This window comes from Micromonospora sp. WMMD558, from assembly GCF_049315255.1.
GTDB lineage: Bacteria > Actinomycetota > Actinomycetes > Mycobacteriales > Micromonosporaceae > Micromonospora.
The window spans coordinates 83588-105193 of sequence record NZ_CP186061.1 but is presented as its reverse complement, the minus strand read 5'-3'; the positions used below and the strand labels follow the sequence as shown (position 1 = coordinate 105193).

General features: G+C 73.7%; 18 protein-coding genes. 12 read left to right on the top strand and 6 right to left on the bottom strand.

All coding sequences use genetic code 11. From position 1 onward, the window contains the following. Window positions 1-90: 90 nt before the first annotated feature. Window positions 91-2217, bottom strand: a complete 2127-nt coding sequence (locus ACN26Y_RS00490; RefSeq protein ID WP_155333533.1) for a glycogen debranching N-terminal domain-containing protein — start codon at window positions 2215-2217, stop codon at window positions 91-93. Between the two features lie 147 nt (window positions 2218-2364). On the opposite strand from ACN26Y_RS00490, the gene ACN26Y_RS00485 reads away from it, so the two are divergent. The 4 genes from ACN26Y_RS00485 (at window position 2365) to ACN26Y_RS00470 (ending at window position 6718) form a co-directional block, all read left to right on the top strand. Then, window positions 2365-3354, top strand: coding sequence for a LacI family DNA-binding transcriptional regulator (locus ACN26Y_RS00485; RefSeq protein WP_155333532.1), 990 nt, complete (start codon window positions 2365-2367; stop codon window positions 3352-3354). Between the two features lie 26 nt (window positions 3355-3380). Continuing rightward, the gene (locus ACN26Y_RS00480) at window positions 3381-4628 is read left to right on the top strand and encodes a sugar ABC transporter substrate-binding protein (protein ID WP_422734069.1); all 1248 of its coding nucleotides are present in this window, start codon (window positions 3381-3383) and stop codon (window positions 4626-4628) included. A 72-nt stretch (window positions 4629-4700) separates the two neighbouring features. Then, a complete protein-coding gene (locus ACN26Y_RS00475; protein ID WP_422734068.1) occupies window positions 4701-5822 on the top strand; it encodes a carbohydrate ABC transporter permease in 1122 nt (373 codons plus the stop codon). Continuing rightward, window positions 5819-6718: a carbohydrate ABC transporter permease gene (locus ACN26Y_RS00470; RefSeq protein ID WP_422734067.1), complete on the top strand. Its 900-nt coding sequence runs from the start codon at window positions 5819-5821 to the stop codon at window positions 6716-6718. The genes ACN26Y_RS00475 and ACN26Y_RS00470 overlap by 4 nt, the downstream gene beginning before the upstream one ends. 62 nt (window positions 6719-6780) lie before the next feature. On the opposite strand, the gene ACN26Y_RS00465 is transcribed toward ACN26Y_RS00470, so the two are convergent. Further along, entirely contained in the window at window positions 6781-7782 is a 1002-nt protein-coding gene (locus ACN26Y_RS00465) for a sigma-70 family RNA polymerase sigma factor (RefSeq protein WP_155333528.1), read from the bottom strand. A 47-nt stretch (window positions 7783-7829) separates the two neighbouring features. Further along, a complete protein-coding gene (locus tag ACN26Y_RS00460) occupies window positions 7830-8414 on the bottom strand; it encodes a GNAT family N-acetyltransferase (protein WP_155333527.1) in 585 nt (194 codons plus the stop codon). Between the two features lie 35 nt (window positions 8415-8449). Here ACN26Y_RS00460 and ACN26Y_RS00455 point away from each other — a divergent pair, with 35 nt between their 5' ends. The 7 genes from ACN26Y_RS00455 to ACN26Y_RS00425 all read left to right on the top strand — a co-directional run bounded on the left by ACN26Y_RS00455 (window position 8450) and on the right by ACN26Y_RS00425 (window position 16465). Beyond that, the gene (locus ACN26Y_RS00455; RefSeq protein WP_422734066.1) at window positions 8450-9700 is read left to right on the top strand and encodes a glycosyltransferase 87 family protein; all 1251 of its coding nucleotides are present in this window, start codon (window positions 8450-8452) and stop codon (window positions 9698-9700) included. A 10-nt stretch (window positions 9701-9710) separates the two neighbouring features. Then, window positions 9711-10940, top strand: coding sequence for a winged helix-turn-helix domain-containing protein (locus tag ACN26Y_RS00450; protein ID WP_155333525.1), 1230 nt, complete (start codon window positions 9711-9713; stop codon window positions 10938-10940). Further along, window positions 10937-11557, top strand: coding sequence for a DUF2752 domain-containing protein (locus ACN26Y_RS00445; protein ID WP_422734065.1), 621 nt, complete (start codon window positions 10937-10939; stop codon window positions 11555-11557). The genes ACN26Y_RS00450 and ACN26Y_RS00445 overlap by 4 nt, the downstream gene beginning before the upstream one ends. Before the next feature lie 124 nt (window positions 11558-11681). After that, the gene (gene thyX, locus ACN26Y_RS00440; protein ID WP_422734993.1) at window positions 11682-12425 is read left to right on the top strand and encodes an FAD-dependent thymidylate synthase; all 744 of its coding nucleotides are present in this window, start codon (window positions 11682-11684) and stop codon (window positions 12423-12425) included. 46 nt (window positions 12426-12471) lie between these two features. Next, a complete protein-coding gene (dapA, locus tag ACN26Y_RS00435; protein WP_422734064.1) occupies window positions 12472-13395 on the top strand; it encodes a 4-hydroxy-tetrahydrodipicolinate synthase in 924 nt (307 codons plus the stop codon). Window positions 13396-13450: 55 nt separating this feature from the next. Continuing rightward, entirely contained in the window at window positions 13451-15139 is a 1689-nt protein-coding gene (locus ACN26Y_RS00430; protein WP_155333522.1) for a ribonuclease J, read from the top strand. 150 nt (window positions 15140-15289) lie between these two features. Then, window positions 15290-16465 (top strand): S1 family peptidase, encoded by a 1176-nt coding sequence (locus tag ACN26Y_RS00425; protein ID WP_155333521.1) that lies wholly within the window; start codon window positions 15290-15292, stop codon window positions 16463-16465. 61 nt (window positions 16466-16526) lie between these two features. Here ACN26Y_RS00425 and ACN26Y_RS00420 read toward each other — a convergent pair whose 3' ends face one another. Beyond that, window positions 16527-18167 (bottom strand): YbjN domain-containing protein, encoded by a 1641-nt coding sequence (locus ACN26Y_RS00420; RefSeq protein WP_155333520.1) that lies wholly within the window; start codon window positions 18165-18167, stop codon window positions 16527-16529. Further along, window positions 18164-18640: a YbjN domain-containing protein gene (locus tag ACN26Y_RS00415; RefSeq protein WP_155333519.1), complete on the bottom strand. Its 477-nt coding sequence runs from the start codon at window positions 18638-18640 to the stop codon at window positions 18164-18166. Before ACN26Y_RS00415 ends, ACN26Y_RS00420 begins: the two co-directional genes overlap by 4 nt. Window positions 18641-18752: 112 nt before the next feature. On the opposite strand from ACN26Y_RS00415, the gene ACN26Y_RS00410 reads away from it, so the two are divergent. Beyond that, complete coding sequence (locus tag ACN26Y_RS00410; protein WP_155333518.1) at window positions 18753-21206, top strand: DNA translocase FtsK; 2454 nt, start codon at window positions 18753-18755, stop codon at window positions 21204-21206. 81 nt (window positions 21207-21287) lie between these two features. Here the strand turns inward: ACN26Y_RS00410 and ACN26Y_RS00405 are convergent, their stop codons facing one another. After that, entirely contained in the window at window positions 21288-21533 is a 246-nt protein-coding gene (locus tag ACN26Y_RS00405) for a hypothetical protein (RefSeq protein ID WP_155333517.1), read from the bottom strand. Window positions 21534-21606: the final 73 nt, after the last annotated feature.

Below are 21606 nucleotides of genomic sequence, written 5' to 3'. Positions count from 1 at the left end.
TCCGACCCCGGCGGGACCGGCCGCGTCGTCGGGACCGGCCGCGTCGTCGGGCCCGGCCGCGCGGTCGGGTTCGGCTGCCTGACGTCGGGTTCAGCCGACGTCCGAGGTGGCCTCCTCGGCCGCCGGGCGGGGAGCGGGGACCGGCGCGGAGGCGGCCGGTCCGGTCAGCTGGAAGTCCGCCGGCAGGCCGGTGACCGAGGCCGCGCCCGTCCGGTCGACCGCGACGGTGACCGGGCTGCCGCCGACGCGTAGGCCGGCGGCGGACACCGCGCCCAGGTCGGCGCCGGCCAGCGGGGCGAGGTGCACGCTTCCGGCCGGCACGTCGGGGTAGACGCCGGTGGCCGCCTGGAGCAGCAGCACGGCCGCCGCCGCCGACCAGGCCTGCGGGTGGCAGGCCGCCGGGTAGGGCACGGCACGCCCGAGCAGGTCGCGGTCGTCGCCGCCGTACAACTCGGGGAGCCGGTAGTCGAAGGCCTCGGCGGCCGCGAGCAGGCCGTCGGCGAGGCCGAGCGCGGCCTGCCGGAAGCCGGCCCGGGCCAGCCCGGCGAGCACGATCGCCGTGTCGTGGGTCCAGATCGAGCCACAGTGGTACGACAGCGGGCTGAACCCGGCGTCGTCGGTGGACATGGTCCGCAGCCCGAACCCGCCGGTCATCGCGTCGGTGGTGAGGAGCCGGGCCACCTGAGCCTCCTCGCCGGCGGTGAGCAGGCCGGTGCCGAGCAGGTGACCGATGTTGCTGGTCAGCGAGTCCACCGGGCGCTTGTCCCGGTCCAGCGCGAGGGCCGGCTGCGGCCCGTACGGGCCGTCCACCCAGAACGTGGCACGGAACCGCTCGGCGAGCCGGTCGGCGTACGCGCGCCAGCGGTCGGCGCCGGGACGGCCGAACGCGTCGAGCAGGGCCGCTCCCGCGACGGCCGCCTCGTACGCGTACCCCTGCACCTCGGCGAGCACGATCGGCGCGGTCGCGAGCCGGCCGTCGCGGAAGCGGACCGCGTCCCCGGAGTCCTTCCAGCCCTGGTTCGACAGGCCGTGCCCGGTGGTGTCGACGTACTCGATGAGGCCGTCGCCGTCGGCGTCGGCGTGGTCGGCGAGCCAGCCCAGCGCCGCCTCCAGGTGCGGCAGCAGGGGCGCGACCTGGTCGGCGGGCAGTCCCCAACGCCACGCGTCGTGCAGCAGGCACACCCAGAGCATGGTCGCGTCGACCGTGCCGTAGTACGCCGGCGGCAGCCGCAGCCCCCCGTCGGCCAGCGTGAACTCGAGTCGCCGCAGCTCGTGCAGGATCTTGCCGGGAGCCTCACCGGTGGCGGGGTCGAGGCGGGTGCCCTGGCGGCGGGCCAGCACCCGCAGCGTCCCGGCGGCGAGGTCGGTGCCGAGCGGCAGCATCATCCGCGCGGCCCAGAGGCTGTCGCGGCCGAAGAGGGTGAGAAACCAGGGCACCCCGGCGCCGAGGAAGACGTCCTGTGGCGCGTCCGGGTCGGCGAGGCGCAGCCCACGCAGGTCGGCGAGGGACCGGTCGAGCAGCCGGGTCAGCCGGCGGTCGTCGGCGTGGACGCGCGGCTCGGCCCAGGACGTCTCGACCGCCGGGGTGGCCACGACCGCGCGTGGGTCGGTGACGGTGAGCCGCCAGCGCAGGGTGACGGCGCCGCGGGACGGCAGCTCCACCGGCCAGCGCAGGGCCGGCGCGTCGGCCCGGTCGGCGCGCACCTCGGCGCCCTCGGCGGTGAGGTGGACCGTGACGCCCTCGCCGGACCAGGTGAGGCCGCCGGTGGCGCCGACCTCCGCCGCGACCGGCGTGGTGGCGCCGCCGGACTTGACCAGTTCGATCGGTGCCAGGTCGCACGCCAGGTCGACGTCGATCGTGGCCCGCACCGGCACCGACGCGCTGGAGACGAGCCGTACCTCCTCGGTCAGGCCGCCGGGGTGCAGGTGGCGGGTGCGCTCCACGCGTACCGTCGGGTCGGGACCCGGATCGCCCAGCCAGCGGGCGAGGCCGACGAACCGTGCGCCGTGCGGGCCCGCCGCCCCGCGCGCCAGCGCCTCCGGCTCGCGGCCGTCGACGCGCAGTTCGGCGCGGCTGAGCACGCGGGCGTCGGCGTGGAACACGCCCTGGACCCCGGTCGGGCGGATCTGCCCGGCCGCGTCCCCCAGCGCGCTGGTCGGGGCGAGCGCGACCCCCACCAGATCGTGCAGCAGGGGTTGCAGGTGGCGTTCGGTCACGATGCGGCTCCAGATCCTTCTCGGCGGGGCGCGGATGTCTTGACAGACCGTCCCCGGGCGGTGCAGAGTGCGAAACATTCCAGCAACTTGAACGATCCAATCCTGCCGTATCCAAATTGGATCGTTCAAGACCGCGAGAGGGATCAAGTGGCCGAAAAGGTGACCATCGCGACGGTGGCGCGGCACGCCCGGGTCAGCCGGCAGACGGTGTCCAACGTGCTCAACGCGCCGCACATCGTGCGCGAGGAGACCCGGCTCCGCGTGCAGGAGGCCATCGACGCGCTGGGCTACCGGGCCAACCAGGCCGCCCGCCAGATGCGGACCGGCCGGTCCCGGCTCATCGCGGCCCGCATCGAGCCCACCCGGGACGGAATCAACGGCTCGGTGCTCGACCGGTTCCTGCACGGCCTCACCGAGGCCGCCGAAGCGGCCGGATACCGCGTCATGCTCTACACCGCCACCGACACCGACCGCGAGATCGCGACGTACGACGACCTGCTCGGGGCGTACGACCTCGACGCCTTCGTGCTCACCGGCACCGATCACGGTGACCCGCGGACGGAGTGGCTGGCGCGGCGTGGGGTGCCGTTCGTGACCTTCGGCCGGCCGTGGGACGCGCCCGACGCGTACCCCTGGGTCGACGTCGACGGTGCGGCCGGCACGGCCGAGGCCACGACCCACCTGCTCGCGGCCGGCCACCGCCGGATCGGCTTCCTCGGCTGGCCGGCCGGCTCCGGCGTCGGCGACGACCGGCGCGCCGGCTGGCGGCGCACCCTCGCCGCCGCCGGCGTGGACCCGGCCGGGCTGGACCGCGAGACGGTGGACGGCATCGCCGAGGGCGAACGCCACGCGCGCGGCCTGCTCGCCGAGGCGGCGCCGACCGCGCTGCTGTGCGCCAGCGACTCGCTCGCCCTGGGGGCCCTCCAGGCCGTCCGCGCCGACGCCCCGGACGTGGCGGTGATCGGCTTCGACGACACCCCGGTCGCCGCCGCGGTGGGCCTCACCAGCGTCAGCCAACCCCTCGGCGAGGCGGCCGCCCGCTGCGTCGACCTGCTCACCGCCGTTCTCGACGGTCCTCACCGCACCACCGACCAGGTGCTGCTCCAGCCCTCGCTGGTGCGGCGCCACACCGCATGATCCCCCGTCCCCCACAGGAGAATCCGATGGCACCTCGCTCCCTCGCCCGGGCGGCGCTGGCCGGCCTCACCGCCGCCGCCCTTCTCGGTTCCGCCGCCTGCGGCAGCGGTTTCGACGACAGCTCCGGCGACGCCGCCCAGTCCAGCGGACCCGCCAACCTCCAGATCCTGATCGGCTCCTCCGGCGACGCCGAGACCGAGGCCGTCCAGGACGCCGCCGCCAAGTGGGCGTCGTCCTCCGGCAACCAGGCGACGGTCACCCCGGCCCAGGACCTCACCCAGCAACTCGGGCAGGCCCTCGCCGGCGGCACCCCGCCCGACGTGTTCTACGTCGACGCGGCGCGGTTCGCCGACTACGCCAGCGTCGGCGCCCTCGAACCGTACGGTGACAAGATCAGCAACACCGGGGACTTCTACGAGAGCCTGCGCACCACGTTCACCTACGACGGCAAGCTCTACTGCGCCCCGAAGGACTTCTCCACCCTGGCCCTCCAGATCAACACCGACCTGTGGGCGAAGGCCGGGCTGACCGACGCCGACGTCCCGACCACCTGGGACCAGCTCACCGCCACCTCCCGCAAGATCAAGGCCAAGGGGATGGTGCCGCTCGCGCTCGGTGACACCCGCGACCGCATCGGCGCGTTCCTGGTGCAGAACGGCGGCTGGCTGCTCAGCGAGGACGGCAAGCAGCCCACGGCCGACACCGCGGAGAACGTCGCCGCCCTGACGTACGTCAAGTCGCTGGTCACCGAGGGCCTGGCCCGCTTCCCCAAGCAACTTGACGCGGGCTGGTCCGGCGAGGCGTTCGGCAAGGGCGCGGCCGTGATGACCATCGAGGGCAACTGGATCAAGGGCGCCCTGAAGAACGACTTCCCGACCGTGAAGTACAAGGTCGTCGAGCTGCCCGCCGGCCCGAAGGGCAAGGGCACCCTCTCCTTCACCCAGTGCTGGGGGATCGCGGCGAAGTCGACGTACAAGGACCAGGCGATCAAGTTCGTCGAGGCGATGACCTCGGGTGAGCAGCAGATGGCCTTCGCCACGGCGTTCGGCGTGATGCCGTCCCGCCAGTCGGTCCGCGACCAGTACACCGGCGCCTTCCCGGCGGACAAGCCGTTCATCGACGGCGCCGCGTACGCGCAGGGCCCGGTGAACGCGCCGAAGATGGACAGCGTCCTGCAGGACCTGGAAGCGAGCCTGCAGGGCCTGGCGGGCGGCGACCCGAAGACCATCCTGGCGAACTTCGACAAGAACGCCACGGCGGCCCTGGGCGGCTGAGGTGCGAGGAAGGGCCCCTGGTTCGTCGACCGGGGCCCTTCCTTCCACCTCCGACCGGAGGAAGGAGAGGACATGGCGATCGACGCCGTGGCCGCCCCGGCCACCGCGACCGCCCGACCGCCGCGGCGCGGCGGCGGGGGCGTGCGGGGAAACGAGAACGTCGCCGGCTGGCTCTTCGTCGCGCCGATCATCGTCATCCTCGGGCTGTTCATGCTGCTGCCGATCCTGATGGCGTTCTGGGTGAGCCTCACCGACTGGAACGGGCAGGGAAGCCCGTTCACCTCGGAGGCGCCGGTCGTCGGCGCCGAGAACTACACCCGGCTCTTCACCGAGGACGGGCTGGACCGTCGCGACTTCATGACCAGCATCCGGAACAACATCTACTACGTGGCGCTCGTCGTGCCGGCGCAGACCGTACTGGCACTCGGCCTCGCGCTGATCGTCAACAACCGGCTGCTCCGGGGGAAGAGCTTCTTCCGCAGCGCCTTCTACTTCCCGTCGGTCACCAGCTCGGTCGCGATCAGCGTCGTCTTCCTCTTCCTCTTCGCCAACTCCGGAGCCGTCAACGGCCTGCTCCGGCTCTTCGGGATCGACGGGCCACAGTGGTTCGCCGACCCACGGGGTGTCCTGCACCTGCTGTTGGGTGCGGTCGGTGTGGACAGCCCGCCCGCCGCCCTGGCCGAGGGCGGTCCGTTCGGGCTGAGCTGGTGGGACTGGCTCTCCGGGCCGAGCGTCGCGATGATGTCGATCATCACGCTGGTCGTGTGGACCACCTCCGGCACCTTCATGCTGATGTTCCTGGCCGCGCTGCAGCAGGTCCCGGTCGTCCTGGACGAAGCGAGCACGATCGACGGCGCCTCGCGCTGGCAGCGGTTCCGGCACGTCACCCTGCCGCTGATCAAACCGACCACGTTCCTGGTGCTCACCCTCGGCCTGATCGGGTCCTGGCAGGTCTTCGACCAGGTGTACGTCATGAGTCAGGGCGACCCGGCCAAGACCACCCTCACGCCGGCGTACCTGTCGTACCGCACCGCCTTCCGGGACTTCGACTACGGCTCCGGCGCGGCGATCTCGTTCCTGCTGTTCCTGATCATCATCGTGCTCACCCTGCTCCAGCGCCGGATCATGGCTGACCGGGACTCCGCCGGACGCCGCTCGTGGCGCCGGACCGTACGCCGGGGAGGCCGGTCGTGACCACCCTGACCGACCGATCCGCGCCGGCGGCGCCCGCGCCCGTCAGCCGCCGTCGCGCCCGCGACGGCCGCGCGCTGGCCAGCCGCATCCTGGGGTACGCCGTCCTGATCTTCTTCGGGCTGGTGTTCCTCTACCCGTTCGTCATCCAGATCGGCAACTCGCTCAAGACCGAGCCGGACGCGGCGGCCAACCCGCTCTCGCCGATCCCCGACCCGCTGGTGCTGGACGGCTTCGAGCGGATCTTCGCCGGCACCAGCTTCCCGCTCTGGCTCGGCAACTCGCTGCTGGTGACCGTGCTGGTCACGCTCGGGCGGGTGTTCTTCGACTCCCTCGCCGGGTACGCCCTGGCCCGGCTCCGCTTCCACGGGCGGCGGTGGCTCTTCGCCGCGGTCGTCGCCGTGATGGCGGTACCCCCCGTCGTGCTGTTGATCCCGAAGTTCCTGGTGCTCAACCAGTTGGGCATCTACAACAGCTACCCGGGGCTGGTCGTGCCGCTGCTCGCCGACGCGGCCGGCATCTTCATCATGAAACAGTTCTTCGAGTCCGTCCCGGTCAGCGTGGAGGAGGCCGCCCGGATCGACGGGGCCGGCGTCTTCCGCACCTTCTGGTCGGTGGTCCTGCCGATGGCGAAGCCCGCGCTCATCACGCTGACCATCCTGTCCTTCCAGGGCTCGTGGAACGAGTTCCCGCACAGCCTGGTGTCGGTGCAGGACCCGGACCTGTTCACCCTGCCGCGCGGCCTGGCCGACCTGGTCAGCGGCTCGCTCGGCAAGGGCACGCAGTATCCGCTCAAGCTCGGCGCCGCGCTGCTCGCCACCATCCCGGTGGCGGTCATCTTCGTGATCTTCCAGCGCTACTTCGTCCGGGACGCCGCCGAGGGCGCGGAGAAGGGCTGACGCGGAATGGTTCCCGGGCCGCGGGATCGCGGGAACCACCCCGTTCGTCGGTCGCCTCACAGTCAGGGCAGCCGGTCGGGCAGCCCGAACAGCGGGAAGAGCCGGGGCTCCAGGAAGTGGGTGATCGCGGTGATCCCGGCCCCGTCGGTCGACACGAGCTGAACCGAGAACGGCCGGTGCCCGCCGGCCGGGTCGGGCCGGTACTGCCCGAAGCCGGACCCGCCGTTGGCCGCGATGGGCAGCAGCCGCGACCCCCGGCACTCGGCGCCCGGGCCGAGCATCCACCGCCCGATGTCCCGCGGCCCCCGTAGCCACAGCGCGTACGGCGGCATGCTGTGCACCGCGTCCGCCTGCAGCAGGGCGACCAGCGCGTCGACGTCGTACCGTTCGAACAGGTCGACGTAGCGGTCGAGGAGCTCGCGGTGGGCCGCGTCCAGCTCCGCGGCGGGCGCCGTGCCGGCGCGGCCGGCCATCGTGGCCCGGGCCCGTTGCAGGGCGCTGTTGACCGAGGCGACCGTGGCGTCGAGCAGGCCGGCCACCTCGTCGGCCCGCCAGCGCAGCACGTCGCGCAGGATCAGCACGGCGCGCTGCCGGGGCGGCAGGTGTTGCAGCGCGGCCACGAACGCCAGCCGCACCGACTCGCGCGCGACGGCGACCTCCGCCGGGTCGTCCGTCGCCGGCAGCACCGCCGCGTCGGGCGCCGGCTCGACCCAGCCCGGCTCGGGTGCGCCGAGCAGCGCGAGGACCGGCGGGGAGGGCTCACCGAGATCCACCGGGAGAGCCCGCCGCGCACGACCGCGCAGCAGATCCAGGCAGACGTTGGTGGCGATCCGGAAGAGCCAGGTGCGCACGGAGGCCCGGCCGGCGAAGTCGTCCCGCGCCCGCCACGCCCGCAGCAGCGTCTCCTGCACCGCGTCCTCGGCGTCGAAGATCGACCCGAGCATTCGGTAGCAGTAGCCGGTCAGCTCGGCGCGGTGGGCCGCGGAGACCGCCGGCCAGGGCTCGCCGGTAAACGGGTGGCCGCGATCCTCGCCGGCCGGGACCTGCGCGTGCGCCACCGTCATGGCGTCACCGTAGGCGGGGCCTCCGACAGTCCCGAACGACCCGCCGGCTACCCCTCCGCGCCGTTCGGCGGAGGCGGGACGGCTACGTGCAGGCGTACCTGCGGGACCAGCATGTCGTCCACGTCCAGCGCGCGGGCCGCCCCGTCCGGCTCCCAGCCGGTGCCGGTGAGGAACCCCCGGGTCGCCGCGTCGCCGTCGAACGCCCAGGCCACCGCCCGGCCGAACCCGTCCTCGCGCCAGTGGTCCACGCTCGCCGCGAGCAGCCGGCTGCCGTGCCCCCGCCGGCCCCACCGTGGCTCCACCAGCAGGTCGGTCACCGCGACGACGTCCGGCCCGAGCGCCTCGGCCGGCTCGCCGGGGGCCAGGGCCTCGGCGTCGGCCGGACCGGAGGCGGCGAACCCCACCAGATACGATTGCTCGGCCTGTTCGACGGCGACCAGCACCCGGTGCGAGCCGGAGGGCGGCTCCTGCACCGCCGCGCTCCACCGCCGGGCCAGCCACGCCTCGTCCAGGTTGTCGAGCACGTGCCGGGGCAGGATGCGGCGGTACGCGACCCGCCAGGTCGCGAGCTGGATGCGGGCGATCTCGCCGGCGTCTTCCGGACGCGCCGGGCGGACGTATCCGAGGGCCATGGCACGGAAGCCTACGCAGGGCGAGGGAGGCGACGGTGGCGCAGGGTGCCGGGCGGACGGTCGGGCAGGTCGTCGGCGTGGCCGGCCTCGCCGTCGCGGTGGCTCTCTTCCTGTCGGTGGCCGCCGTGCGGCACGGCTTCTTCGACCTCCAGGTGTACTACGGCGCGCTGCGCCACTGGGTGCACGACGGCGGGGAGATCTACGACCACCTGCGCCCGTTCACCCAGTACGGCTTCACGTACCCGCCCTTCGCCGCGCTGGTCATGCTGCCGATGGCGTACCTGCCCTGGACGGCGGCGATCGTGGTGAGCGTGGCCGCCAGCGTGGTGGTCACCGTGGTCCTGTTCCACTGGTTGATCGACCCGATCTCCCGGCGGGCCGGGTGGACCCGCTGGTTCGCTCTCGCGGTGGCGCTCTGTCTGGCCGCCGCGTACGAGCCGATGCGCGAGACGGTCAACTTCGGCCAGGTCAACATGCTGCTGCTGTTCCTGGTGGCGGTCGACCTGCTCCGGTTGCTGCCGGGCGGCAGCCGTTGGGCGGGGGTGGGCATCGGCCTCGCGACCGCGATCAAGCTGACCCCCGGCATCTTCATCGTGTACCTGCTGGTGACCGGCCGCTGGCGGGCGGCGGTGACCGCGATGGGCACCGCGGCCGCCGCCACCGTGTTCGCCGGCGCGCTGTTCCCGGACGCGTCCCGCGAGTTCTGGACCGAGGCGCTCTGGAACACCAACCGGGTGGGCGAGCTGGCGTTCGTCTCCAACCAGTCGCTGCGGGGGGTGGTGGCCCGGCTGGACCCGCAGGAGCCGAGCACCGTGGCCTGGCTGGCGCTGGTGGTGGCGACGCTGGCGCTGTGGGTGTGGCGATCCCGGAGGGCCGCCGCCGCCGGTGACGAGGCGACCGGGCTGGCGCTGACCGGCGCGGTGATGTGCCTGGTCAGCCCGGTCACCTGGGTGCACCACCTGGTCTGGCTGCTGCCGGCGCTGATCCTCCTGGTGGACAGCGGGATGGCCGCCCCCGCGGGCAGCCGCCGGCGCCGCGCGCTGCTGGTCGCCGCGGCCGTCGCGTACGCCTTCCTGATCAGCCGGATCGTCTGGGTGTGGGAGCGGGACTTCACCGGCATCGGCGGTTTCCTCGGCAGCAACACCTACGTCTGGATCAGCCTGGCGCTGCTCGCCTTCCTGCCGGTCCGGCCGCCGTCGGTGCGGGCACCGGCCGGTAGGGGCGCCGCGTCGCGCCCGGGTGACGTCGACGGGCGGGCGCACAGCGGTGTCGTACCGCTGAACTAGGGTGCCCGCGATGGTCGCACCGGAATCGCTCTCGCTCGCCCAGGCCCGGCGGATCGCGCTCGCCGCCCAGGGCTTCGCCGACCCGGCGCCCACCGGCGTGCCGACGCGGCGGCACCTGCGTCGCGTGCTCGACCGGGTCGGGCTGATCCAGATGGATTCGGTCAACGTGCTCCAGCGGGCGCACTACCTGCCGCTCTACAGCCGGCTCGGGCCCTACCCGACCGCGCTGCTCGACACGGCGGCCTACCGCCGTCCCCGCGACCTCTTCGAGTACTGGGGGCACGAGGCGTCGCTGGTGCCGGTCGATCTGCACGCTGCGCTGCGTTGGCGGATGGCCCGCGCGCGGGCCGAGGCCTGGGGTGGCATGCGCCGCATCGCCGAGGAGCAGCCCGGCCTGGTGGCGTGGGTCCGCGACGAGGTGGCCGCCCGCGGCCCGCTGACCGCCGCCGAGATCGAGCACGACGCCCCTCGGGAGACCGGCAACTGGGGGTGGAACTGGTCGGCGGTGAAACGGGCGCTGGAGTTCCTGTTCTGGGCCGGTGAGGTGACCGCGGCCGACCGCACCACCTCGTTCGCCCGCCGCTACGACCTCCCCGAGCGGGTCCTGCCGGCCGCCGTGCTGGCCGCGCCGACCCCGACCGACGCCGAGGCGTACCGGACGCTGGTCGCCGTGGCGGCCCGGTCGCTCGGGGTGGCCGCCGAACCGGAGCTGCGGGACTACTTCCGGCTGCCGCTGGCCGGGGCCCGGACGGCGATCGCCGAGCTGGCGGAGGCGGGGGAGCTGCTGCCGGTGACGGTGCAGGGCTGGCGGCAGCGGGCCTGGCTGCATGCGCAGGCACGGCTGCCCCGCTGGGTGCGCGGCAACACGCTGGTCAGCCCGTTCGACCCGCTGGTGTGGGAGCGAGGCCGCACCGAGCGGCTGTTCGACTTCAGCTACCGCATCGAGATCTACGTGCCGGCGCCGCAGCGGGTGCACGGCTACTACGTGCTGCCGTTCCTCCAGGGGGAACGGTTCACCGCCCGGGTCGACCTGAAGGCAGACCGCAGGGCGGGCGTGCTCCTGGTGCCCGCGGCCTGGCTCGAGCCCGGCGCCGACCCGGGCGAGACCGCGCTCGCGCTCGCCGCCGAGCTGCAGCGGCTCGCCGGCTGGCTGGGCCTGGACGCCGTGGCGCCCCCGGCGGCGGGCGACCTGGCGGGTCCGCTGGCCGCCGCGCTGACGAGCCCGGCCGGTGTACCGTGATCGGCGTGACGAGCGTTGAGGGGCCCCGGGGCGACGTCGCGCCGCACCCGGTCCCGCCGCACCCGGTGGCGACGTCTCCGGCCCCGCCGGACCCGGCCGTGCCGGGCACCCGGGTCGATCCCCACGGGGGGTGGCCCGCCGGGCAGGTCCCGCCCTACCCGGTGTCCGAGCCGGACCGGCTGACCCGCTTCGTGGTCCGGCTCTACGAGCGCTCGCCGCGCTGGGCGGTGCCACTGGCCGCGCTCGGCTGCGTCGCCGCCGGCATCGGCTACACGCTGATCAGCGACCCGACCCGGTCCGCGCCCGACGCGGCGCCGACCTGCCTGCTCAAGCTCACCACCGGGCTGGACTGCCCGGGCTGCGGCGGCACCCGCGCACTCTGGTACGTGCTGCACGGCGACCTGCCGGCCGCCGCCCGCCACCATTTCCTCTTCGTGTTCGCCCTGCCCTTCCTGGCGTACTTCTTCGTGGCGTGGGCGGGGAAGCAGGCGTTCGGCTGGCGGCTCCCCGAGCCGCGGATCGACACCCGGGTGATCGGCGTCTTCCTGGCCGCGTGGTTCGCCTTCTCGGTGCTGCGCAACCTGCCCTGGGCGCCGTTCACCTCCCTGTACGTCTGATCCGGTCCGGCTCCGGCGCGACGTGCCCGCCGGGGTGCCGCGCGGAGCGTGAGCCGGCCAACTGCCCGCGAGCCCAACTTTCCCGCAGGCCTGAGCGGCCACTACAGTCCCAGGAATGCCGGACATGGTGCAGCCCCAGGTCAAGCTCATCGCGTGGACCCACTTCGCGGCCCCGGACGACGTGCCGTGGTCGACCGACGCCGACGGCGGCCAGGCGCTCGCCGAGTTCGCCGGTCGGGCCTGCTACCAGAGCTGGAAGAAGCCGAACCCGGCCACCGCGACCAACGCCGGCTACCTGGCGCACATCCTCGAGGTGGGCCACCTGAGCGTGCTGGAGCACGGCTCGGTGAGTTTCTACTTCACCGGTGTGTCCCGGTCGTTCACGCACGAGCTGATCCGGCACCGGCACTTCTCGTACTCCCAGCTGTCCCAGCGGTACGTCCCGGAGCGGGACGCGGCGATGGTCGAGCCGACGGTGATCGCCGAGGACCCGGAGCTGCACAAGAAGTTCGTGGAGGCGGCCGAGGCGAGCGTCCGTGCGTACACCGAGCTGCTGGAGGGGCTGGAGCAGCGGTTCACCGACGAGCCCAACCCCACGCTGCGGCGCAAGCGGGCCCGGCAGGCGGCCCGGGCGGTGCTGCCCAACGCCACCGAGACCCGGATCGTGGTCACCGGCAACTACCGGGCGTGGCGGCACTTCGTCGCGATGCGCGCGACCGAGCACGCCGACGTGGAGATCCGGGAGCTGGCCGTGGAGTGCCTGCGCCAGCTCCAGGGGGTCGCGCCGAACGTGTTCAACGACTTCGTGATCTCGACGCTGCCCGACGGCACCGAGGTGGCGGCCAGCCCGCACGCCGAGGTGTCCTGAGCCCTTCCCCGGCAGCGGCTCGGCGGTCGTCCGCTAGGTTGGACCCATGACGCACGACCACCCTGACACCGTCGCCCCGGCCGCGTCCCGGCCGTTCGGGCGTGTGCTCACGGCCATGGTGACGCCGCTGCACGCCGACGGGTCGCTCGACCTCGACGGGGCGGCCCGGCTGGCCAACCACCTGGTGGACGAGCAGGGCAACGACGCGCTGGTGGTCAACGGCACCACCGGTGAGTCGCCGACCACCACCGACGCGGAGAAGGAGCGCCTGATCCGGGTCGTCGTGGAGGCCGTCGGCGACCGCGCGAAGGTGGTGGCCGGGGTCGGCACCAACGACACCCGGCACACCATCGAGTTGGCCGCCGCCGCCGAGAAGGCCGGCGCCCACGGCCTGCTGGTGGTGACCCCGTACTACAACAAGCCGCCGCAGGCGGGCCTGCTGCGGCACTTCACCGCCGTGGCGGACGCGAGCGGGCTGCCGGTGATGCTGTACGACATCCCGCACCGCGCCGGTGTGCCGATCGAGACCGAGACGCTGGTGCGACTCGCCGACCACGGGCGGATCGTCGCGGTGAAGGACGCCAAGGGCGACCTGACCGCCACCAGTTGGGTCACCAGCCGGACCGGTCTCGCCTTCTACAGCGGCGAGGACTCCCTCACCCTGCCCGCGCTGGCCGTGGGCGCGGTCGGCGTGGTCGGCACCTCGACCCACTTCACCGGCGTGCAGACCCAGCAGATGATCCAGGCGTACGACGCGGGCGACACCGCCACGGCGCTCGCCCTGCACCGGCGGCTGCTGCCGCTGTACACGGGCATCTTCCGCACCCAGGGCACGATCCTGGTCAAGGCGGGGCTCGCGGCCAAGGGGCTGCCGGCCGGTCCGGTGCGCCCACCGCTGGTCGACGCGACGGCCGAGCAACTCGCCCAGCTCCGCGCCGACTGCGCGGCGGCCGGGCTGGACCTTCCCTGATGATCGAACGAATCGACGGGCGCCGGGTGACGGCGCCGCAGAATGAGGTGAACGCGTGACCGAGGCGCACTTCGAGGCTGAATTTCCGCCGCCGCTGCCGGAGGGTGGACTGCGGATCATCCCGCTCGGCGGGCTCGGCGCCATCGGTCGGAACATGACCGTCTTCGAGTACGACGGCAAGCTGCTGATCGTCGACTGCGGGGTGCTCTTCCCCGACGTGGAGCAGCCCGGCGTCGACCTGATCCTGCCCGACTTCGGCCCGATCCTGGACCGGCTCGGCGACGTGCAGGCGATCGTGCTCACCCACGGTCACGAGGACCACATCGGGGCGGTGCCGTACCTGCTGGCCCACAAGCCGGACATCCCGCTGGTCGGCTCGCAGTTCACCCTCGCCCTGGTCGAGGCGAAGCTCGCGGAGCGGCGGATCCAGCCGTACACGCTGACCGTGCGGGAGGGCGGCCGGGAGCGGCTCGGCCCGTTCGAGTGCGAGTTCTTCGCGGTCAACCACTCGATCCCGGACGCGCTCGCGGTCGCCATCCGCACCCCGGCCGGTCTGGTGCTGCACACCGGCGACTTCAAGATGGACCAGCTCCCGCTGGACGGGCGGATCACCGACCTGGCCGGCTTCGCGCGGCTCGGCGCCGAGGGCGTGGACCTGCTGCTGTCCGACTCCACCAACGCCGAGATCCCCGGCTTCGTCACGCCGGAGCGGGAGATCGGGCCGGTGCTCGATTCCATCTTCCAGAAGGCCCGGGGCCGGATCATCGTGGCCTCGTTCGCCTCGCACGTGCACCGGGTGCAGCAGGTCTTCGACTCCGCCGTCGAGCACGGCCGCAAGGTCGCCCTGATCGGCCGTTCGATGGTCCGCAACATGGGCATCGCCCGGGACCTGGGCCTGCTGAACATCCCGCCGGGCCTGGTCGTCGGCATCGAAGAGGCCACCACCATGCCGCCCGAGCAGATCGTGCTGATGTCGACGGGCAGCCAGGGCGAGCCGATGAGTGCCCTCGGCCGGATGGCCAGCGGCGACCATCGGCACATCACGATCGCCCCCGGCGACACCGTGGTGCTCGCGTCCTCGCTGGTGCCCGGCAACGAGACCTCGGTCTACCGGGTGATCAACCGGCTGGCCCGGGCCGGTGCCGTGGTCGTGCACAAGGACGTGGCGAAGGTGCACGTCTCCGGTCACGCCCCGGCCGGCGAGCTGCTCTACCTGCTCAACGTGGTCCGGCCGAGCAACCTGATGCCGGTGCACGGCGAGTGGCGGCACCTGCGTGCCCACGCCCGGCTCGGCATCGAGTCCGGCGTCGCGCCGGACCGGGTGGTGCTCTGCGAGGACGGCGACGTGGTCGACCTGGTCGAGGGCCGCGCCAGCCTGGTCGGGCACGTCAAGAGCCGGTACGTCTACGTGGACGGCCTGGCCGTCGGCGACGTGAGCGAGTCGCTGCTGACCGAGCGCCGGATCCTGGGGGACGGCGGCTTCATCGCCGCGACGGTGGTGGTCGACTCGGTGACCGGGAAGGTCGTCGGCGGGCCCACCGTCTCCGCCAAGGGCTTCTCGGAGGACCCGGAGGCGTTCAACCCGGTGGTGCCGCTGGTCACCGAGGCCCTCAACCGGGCGGCCTCGGACGGCATCACCGATCCGCACCAGCTCCAGCAGATCGTCCGGCGCACCGTGGGGCGGTGGGTGAACGACGCGTACCGGCGCCGGCCCATGATCGTGCCGACCGTCGTCGAGGTCTGATTCTCCTACGCTCCGACGCCCGCCGGTCACTCCCGGCGGGCGTCGCCGTATTCGCAGCATCGTTTTCCGTCGATCCTTCAACCGTCCCGGCGCCGCTCCCGTACTCCGTCGTGGCGGGCGTGACCGCGCCGGCCGGGAGGAGCGTGACGGATGGACCGCAGACGATTGACAGCCATCGGCGTGATGGTGGCGACGGTGGGTGCGGCGGCGGCAGTGACACTGCCGTCCTTCGCGGGGGAGGAGCCCACCCCCCGCGGCGGTACGGCCGCCCCGGCGGCCGGTGACGTCGCGCCGGAGGTGGTCGACGCGATGCGGCGGGACCTGTCGCTCAGCCCGGGCCAGGTCACGGAGCGGCTCGCCACCGAGCGCTGGGCGACCGGGGTGGTCAGCGAACTGCGGAACGATCTCGGCGCCGACTACGGCGGCAGTTGGCTCGGCGCGGACGGTCGGACCCTCAACGTCGCGGTCGCCGACCGGGCGCAGGCCGAGCGGGTCCGCGCCGCCGGGGCGGTGCCGAAGGTGGTGGCCCGGGGCGTCGGGCAGCTCGACACGTTCAAGACCCGGCTGGACCGGGCCGGCGGATCGGCGTCCGACGCGGTGTCCGGCTGGTACGTCGACGTCGCCGACAACTCGCTGGTCGTGCTCGCCCGCCCCGGTTCGGAGGAGGCGGCCTGGCGGCTGGTCGACCGCACCCGCGTACCGCGGCAGGCGGTCCGGGTGGACGCGTCCGCCGAGGAGCCCCGGCTGCTGTTCGACGTCCGCGGCGGCGACCCCTTCACGATCGACGGCGCGGGCCGCTGCTCGGTGGGCTTCTCCGTGGTCGGCGGATTCGTGACCGCCGGCCACTGCGGCCGGGTGGGCTCCCGGACCGACGGGGCGAACGGCGTCGGTCAGGGCGTCTTCCGGGCCTCGTCGTTCCCCGGTGACGACTGGGCGGTCGTCGAGGTCAACAACGCGTGGACGCCGCAGCCGGTGGTCAACGACTTCAACGGCGGGACGGTTCCGGTGGCCGGTGCGCAGGAGGTGCCGGTCGGGGCGTCGATCTGCCGATCCGGCTCCACCACCGGCGCCCGCTGCGGCGTCGTCCAGGCCCGCAACGCCACCGTCCGCTACCCGGAGGGGACGGTGACCGGGCTGGTCCGGACGAACGTGTGCGCCGAGCCGGGCGACTCGGGCGGCTCCTGGATCTCCGGCGACCAGGCGCAGGGCGTCACCTCCGGCGGCTCCGGCGACTGCACCGTGGGCGGCACCACGTTCTTCCAACCGCTGCGCGAGATCCTCGACGTCAACGGGCTGACCCTGGTGACCACGGGCAACACCCGGTAGTGGTCGCCGACCCCGCCGGGTCCGGGACCACCGGGCCCGGCGGGGTCAGGGCAGGGCGGGGTCAGGGCAGGGCGGCCACCGCGTCGGCGTACGCCGAGCCGGTGCGTACCGCCGACTCCAGCAGCACGTCCAGTTGGACCGGGGCCACCCCGTGCGACAGGTCCGTGCTGACGTCCCCGGCCAGCACCAGCTCGTCCCCGGAGTCGTGCACGTACGCGGTCGGCAGCAGCCGGTCCTGGTTCCAGGAGTTGCAGAACGCGTACGCCTCGGCCCGCCGCGACGCCGGGAGCCGGCGGCTGGCCACGGTGCGGACGTGCAGGATCTCGCCACGTTCGCCGGCCCGCCGCACCTGGATGAGCGCCTCGCCCCAGCGCCCCACGACGGTGTCGGCGGCGTCCACGACGTACCTGTCGCCGCGCCGCTCCAGGGCGGCGGTGACGAGCGCCAGGCTGAGCGGGACCGGCGCGTCGTCCGGCGGGTCGTCGGCCGGGCCGTCGTCCGGCGGATCGTCGTCCCCGACCCAGTCGGGAGGCCACGGCACCGGAGCGACCAGCGCCTGCCCGGCCCGCGCCCGCTCGGCCAACCAGGACGCGATCCGACCGGACTGGTGACCGGTGCCGTTGCGGGCGTCGAAGCTGCCGGCCAGGCCGGTGGCCAGGTCCAGCAGGGCGGCGCCGAGCGCCTCGACGTCCAGGTCGGCGGCGGGCCGCGACCCGGACGCCGGCCGGTGCACCGTCCGCCCGCCCAGTCCCGCGTCCGTCGCGACGGCACACACCAGAGCGCCGGCCGCCGCGAACTCCATCGCGGACAGCTCGTCGTCGGCGTGGTCGAGCCTCGTCAGCTGCTCGGCGAGGATGTCCAGCCCGCGGCCGGGATGCCCGGCGAGGGCGCAGAGGCGCAGGTGGGCCGCGAGGTACGGGAAGGCGGCCCGCTCGCGCCGGTGCCGCCGGTACGCCTGGACGTGCGCCGCCGCGGCCCGCTCCGGCTCGCCGGCCCGCAGCCACGGCAGCATGCCGGCGGCGAGCGCCCGCTCGGGCGCCTCGGTGCAGTCCGACCGGCCGGCGCCGGCGAGCTCGTCCAGCGCCGCCCGCCAGTCGCCCCACCCGGCGAGCAGGTCCGCCCGTCGTACCCGGGCGCACTCCGCGCAGCCGTCCGTCGGGTCGGGGGCGGCGGCCACCCAGCGGTCGTACCAGGACCGGGCGGCCGGCTCGTCGCCGAGGTGGTCGGCGATCCGGCAGCGGAGTTCGGCGACCACCGGGGCGTCGGCGGCGGCGAGGTCGTCGAGGAGGGCACGGGCCTGGTCCAGCCCGACGCGGGGGCTGCCCAGCAGGGCCTCCACGGCGTACCGCTGGTAGCGCGACAGCAGCTCCCGGCCCCCGGCTGGCAGCAGGTCCGGTCGGCGATCGGCGGCGGCGAGGCAGCGGCGGACCGGCTCGACCAGCCGCCACCGCTGACCGTGCAGCAGGTACGACTCGATCAGGGCGAGCCGGGCGTCCAGCGCCGACCGGTCGTCACCGGTTGCGTCGGCGCGCGCCGCGATCCGTTCCAGCTCGGCGCCGCGTGTCTCGCCGTCGGGGGAGTCCCGGACGTCGGCCAGCTCTTCGGCGAGCGCGCGGTGGTCCCGTTCCGGCCGGCGGCGTCCGGGCAGCCAGCCCGGCCAGCCGAACTCCTCCAGCCCCCGGCCGCCGGGCTGCCCGGTCACGGCAGCATCCCGCCGGGCAGGCGGGCGACCTCGGCGGCGAGCTGGCAGCCGGCGGAGATGCCGCAGTGGAGGAGCCGGTCGAGCTGGTGCGGGGTCACGCCGTGCTCCAGGTCGGTGATGACCTCGCCGCAGACGCGGGCGCGCCCGTCGTCCTCGACGTGCACGAACGCCTTCGGCCAGAGCCGGTCGTGGTTCCACGCGTTGCAGAAGGCGTGCAGAGCCGGGACGTACTCGATGGCGAACGTCGGCGCCGACACCGTGCGTACCTGGAGCAGCTCCCCGGCGGTGCCCGGGCGGAGGAACCAGATCAGGCTGTCGGCCCACCGGCCGACCAGGTCGCCGGCCGGGTCGGTCTCGACCGCGTACCCGCGACCGGCGAGCACCGTGGCGATCAGCTCGCCGGTCAGCGGGCGCAGCGCACCCGGGTACCCGGCCTGGGGGCGGTCCGCACCGTCCGCGATCGGCGACGCCATGGGGCATCCCTTCTGAGGCGGATATCACGACCGGCGGCGGATTCGCGCGACGACGCGCGGACACGACCCGGAAAAGCGGCGATCTGCCGGGTACCGCCGTTAAGTTGATGCTATGGCGGGCCGTACCTCTCAGGCGAGCCGGCGGCGCGGCGCGTCGCCGCGTGGCACCACGAACAGTCGTGCCCGTCAGCCGGCGAAGAAGACTCGTACGCCGGCCCGGCGCCGCACCACGGCCACCCGTCCGGGCCCAGCCGTCTATCTCGGCCGTGCTCTCGGTGCGCTGTGGATGGGCCTGGCGCACGGCGTGGGCTGGGGGGTCCGCGCGGTGGGCCGGCAGGCCGCCTCGGCCCGTGACCTCGACCCGGAGCACCGGCGCGACGGGGCCGGGCTGCTGGTGCTCGGGCTCGCCCTGCTCAGCGCCGTCGGCATCTGGTTCTCCGGGGCGGGGCCGGTGGGCCAGCGGCTGGCCGACAGCGTCCGGCTCTTCCTGGGCGCCATCGCCATCGTGGTGCCGGTGCTGCTGATGATCGGCGCCTGGCGGTTGATGCGGCAGCCCGCCGATCCCGAGCACCGCGGTCGTGGCCTGGTCGGCTGGGGGTCCATGCTGGTCGCCACCGCCGCGATGCTGCACATCGGGCAGGACCCGGTGGACCCGGTCCAGCGGGACTTCGCCGGCGGCCTGGTCGGCGCGGGTGTCGGCAGCCTGCTGGAGCGGGCCGTGACCGCCTGGGTGGCGGTTCCGCTGCTCGTCCTGCTGCTGGTCTTCGGGCTGCTGGTGGTCACCGCCACGCCGATCAACAAGATCCCCGAGCGGCTGGGCCTGCTGGCCGGCGCGGTGGTCGGCACGCCGCCGGCCGAGGAGACGGACGAGGCGGCCGACAAGCCGGCCCGCCGCCGCCCGGCGAAGCGGATGCCGCCCCCGCTGGATCCGGAGGACTTCGACGGCGACCTGGAGGGCGCCGACCTCCAGGAGACCCTCGTGCTGCCCCGCAAGCCGCCGGCCAAGGTGCCCGCCAGCCGCAAGCCGGCCGAGCCGCCCGAGCACTCGCCGCTGCCCACGCGGGCCGAGCAGCTCGCCCTGACCGGGCTGGCCGGCGACTACACGCTGCCGCCGGCGAACCTGTTGGGCAGCGGCGCCGCCCCGAAGACCCGGAGCAAGGCCAACGACGAGGTGATCGCCGCGCTGACCGGCGTCTTCGACCAGTTCGACGTGGACGCCGCGGTCACCGGCTTCACCCGGGGCCCGACGGTCACCCGGTACGAGGTGGAGCTCGGCCCGGGTGTGAAGGTCGAGCGGATCACCCAGCTCTCCCGCAACATCGCGTACGCGGTGAAGTCGCCGGACGTCCGGATCCTCAGCCCGATCCCGGGCAAGAGCGCGGTCGGCGTGGAGATCCCGAACACCGACCCGGAGAACGTGGCGCTCGGCGACGTGCTGCGCTCCCGGACGGCCACCAGCGACCACCATCCGATGGTCGTCGCGCTCGGCAAGGACATCGAGGGCGGTTACGTGGTGGCCAACCTCGCGAAGATGCCGCACATCCTCATCGCGGGGGCCACCGGCGCCGGCAAGTCGAGTTGCCTGAATTCATTGCTTGTGTCCATTTTGACCCGCGCAACTCCTGACGAGGTTCGGCTGCTGCTCATCGACCCGAAACGGGTCGAGATGACCGGCTACGAGGGGATCCCGCACCTGGTCACGCCGATCGTGACCAACGCCAAGAAGGCCGCCGACTCGCTGGAGTGGGTGGTCCGCGAGATGGACATGCGGTACGACGACCTCGCCGCCAACGGGGTCCGGCACATCGACGACTTCAACCGTAAGGTCCGCAACGGCGAGATCAAGGCGCCGCCGGGCAGTGAGCGGGAGCTGCGGCCGTACCCGTACCTGCTGGTGATCGTCGACGAGTTGGCCGACCTGATGATGGTCGCCCCCCGCGACGTGGAGGACTCGATCGTCCGGATCACCCAGCTCGCCCGGGCCGCCGGCATCCACCTGGTGCTCGCCACCCAGCGGCCGTCGGTCGACGTCGTCACCGGCCTGATCAAGGCCAACGTCCCGTCCCGGCTGGCCTTCGCGACCTCCTCCCTCGCGGACTCCCGGGTCATCCTCGACCAGCCCGGCGCGGAGAAGCTGCTCGGCCGCGGTGACGGCCTCTTCCTGCCGATGGGCGCGTCGAAGCCGATCCGCATCCAGGGCGCGTGGGTGACCGAGCGCGAGATCACCGACGTGGTGAAGTTCTGCAAGGACCAGCGCGAGCCGGAGTTCCGGCCGGACGTGCTGACCGTCGCGCAGGAGAGCAAGAAGAAGATCGACGAGGACATCGGCGAGGACCTGGACCTGCTGGTCCAGGCGGTCGAGCTGGTGGTGACCTCCCAGTTCGGCTCGACGTCGATGCTCCAGCGCAAGCTGCGGGTGGGCTTCGCCAAGGCCGGCCGGCTGATGGACCTGATGGAGACGCGCGGCGTCGTGGGTCCCTCCGAGGGCTCCAAGGCCCGCGACGTGCTCGTCAAGCCGGACGAGCTGGAGGAGGTCCTGACCGGCCTGCGTGGCGGCGATGAGTGACGACGGCTCCGGGTCGCCTACCGGACGACGCCACGGGCCTGCCGGTACGGCGGGCCCGTGGCGTCGGGGGAGCGGAGTGGGTCAGGAGCTGTAGAGCGCCGCTCCGATCAGCATGCCGATGATCATGCCGGCCAGGCTGGCGCCGGCCGCGTACCAGCCGAGTGGCTTGTCGCCGAGGACCGCGCCCACGACGCCCAGGGCGATGCCCGCCAGGCCGAACAGCGGCGGCAGGAACAGGATCGCGATGACGGCGAAGACGAAACTCAGGATGGTGCAGACGCGGGCCGCGCCGCTGCGGGGGCGCGCGGTGCTGTGGATGTCGGCCATGGTGTCCTCCGTGGTGGGTGAGATGTCCTCGGTGCTGGCCGATCTCTACCCGCTGTGGTCATCCGCTACGCCT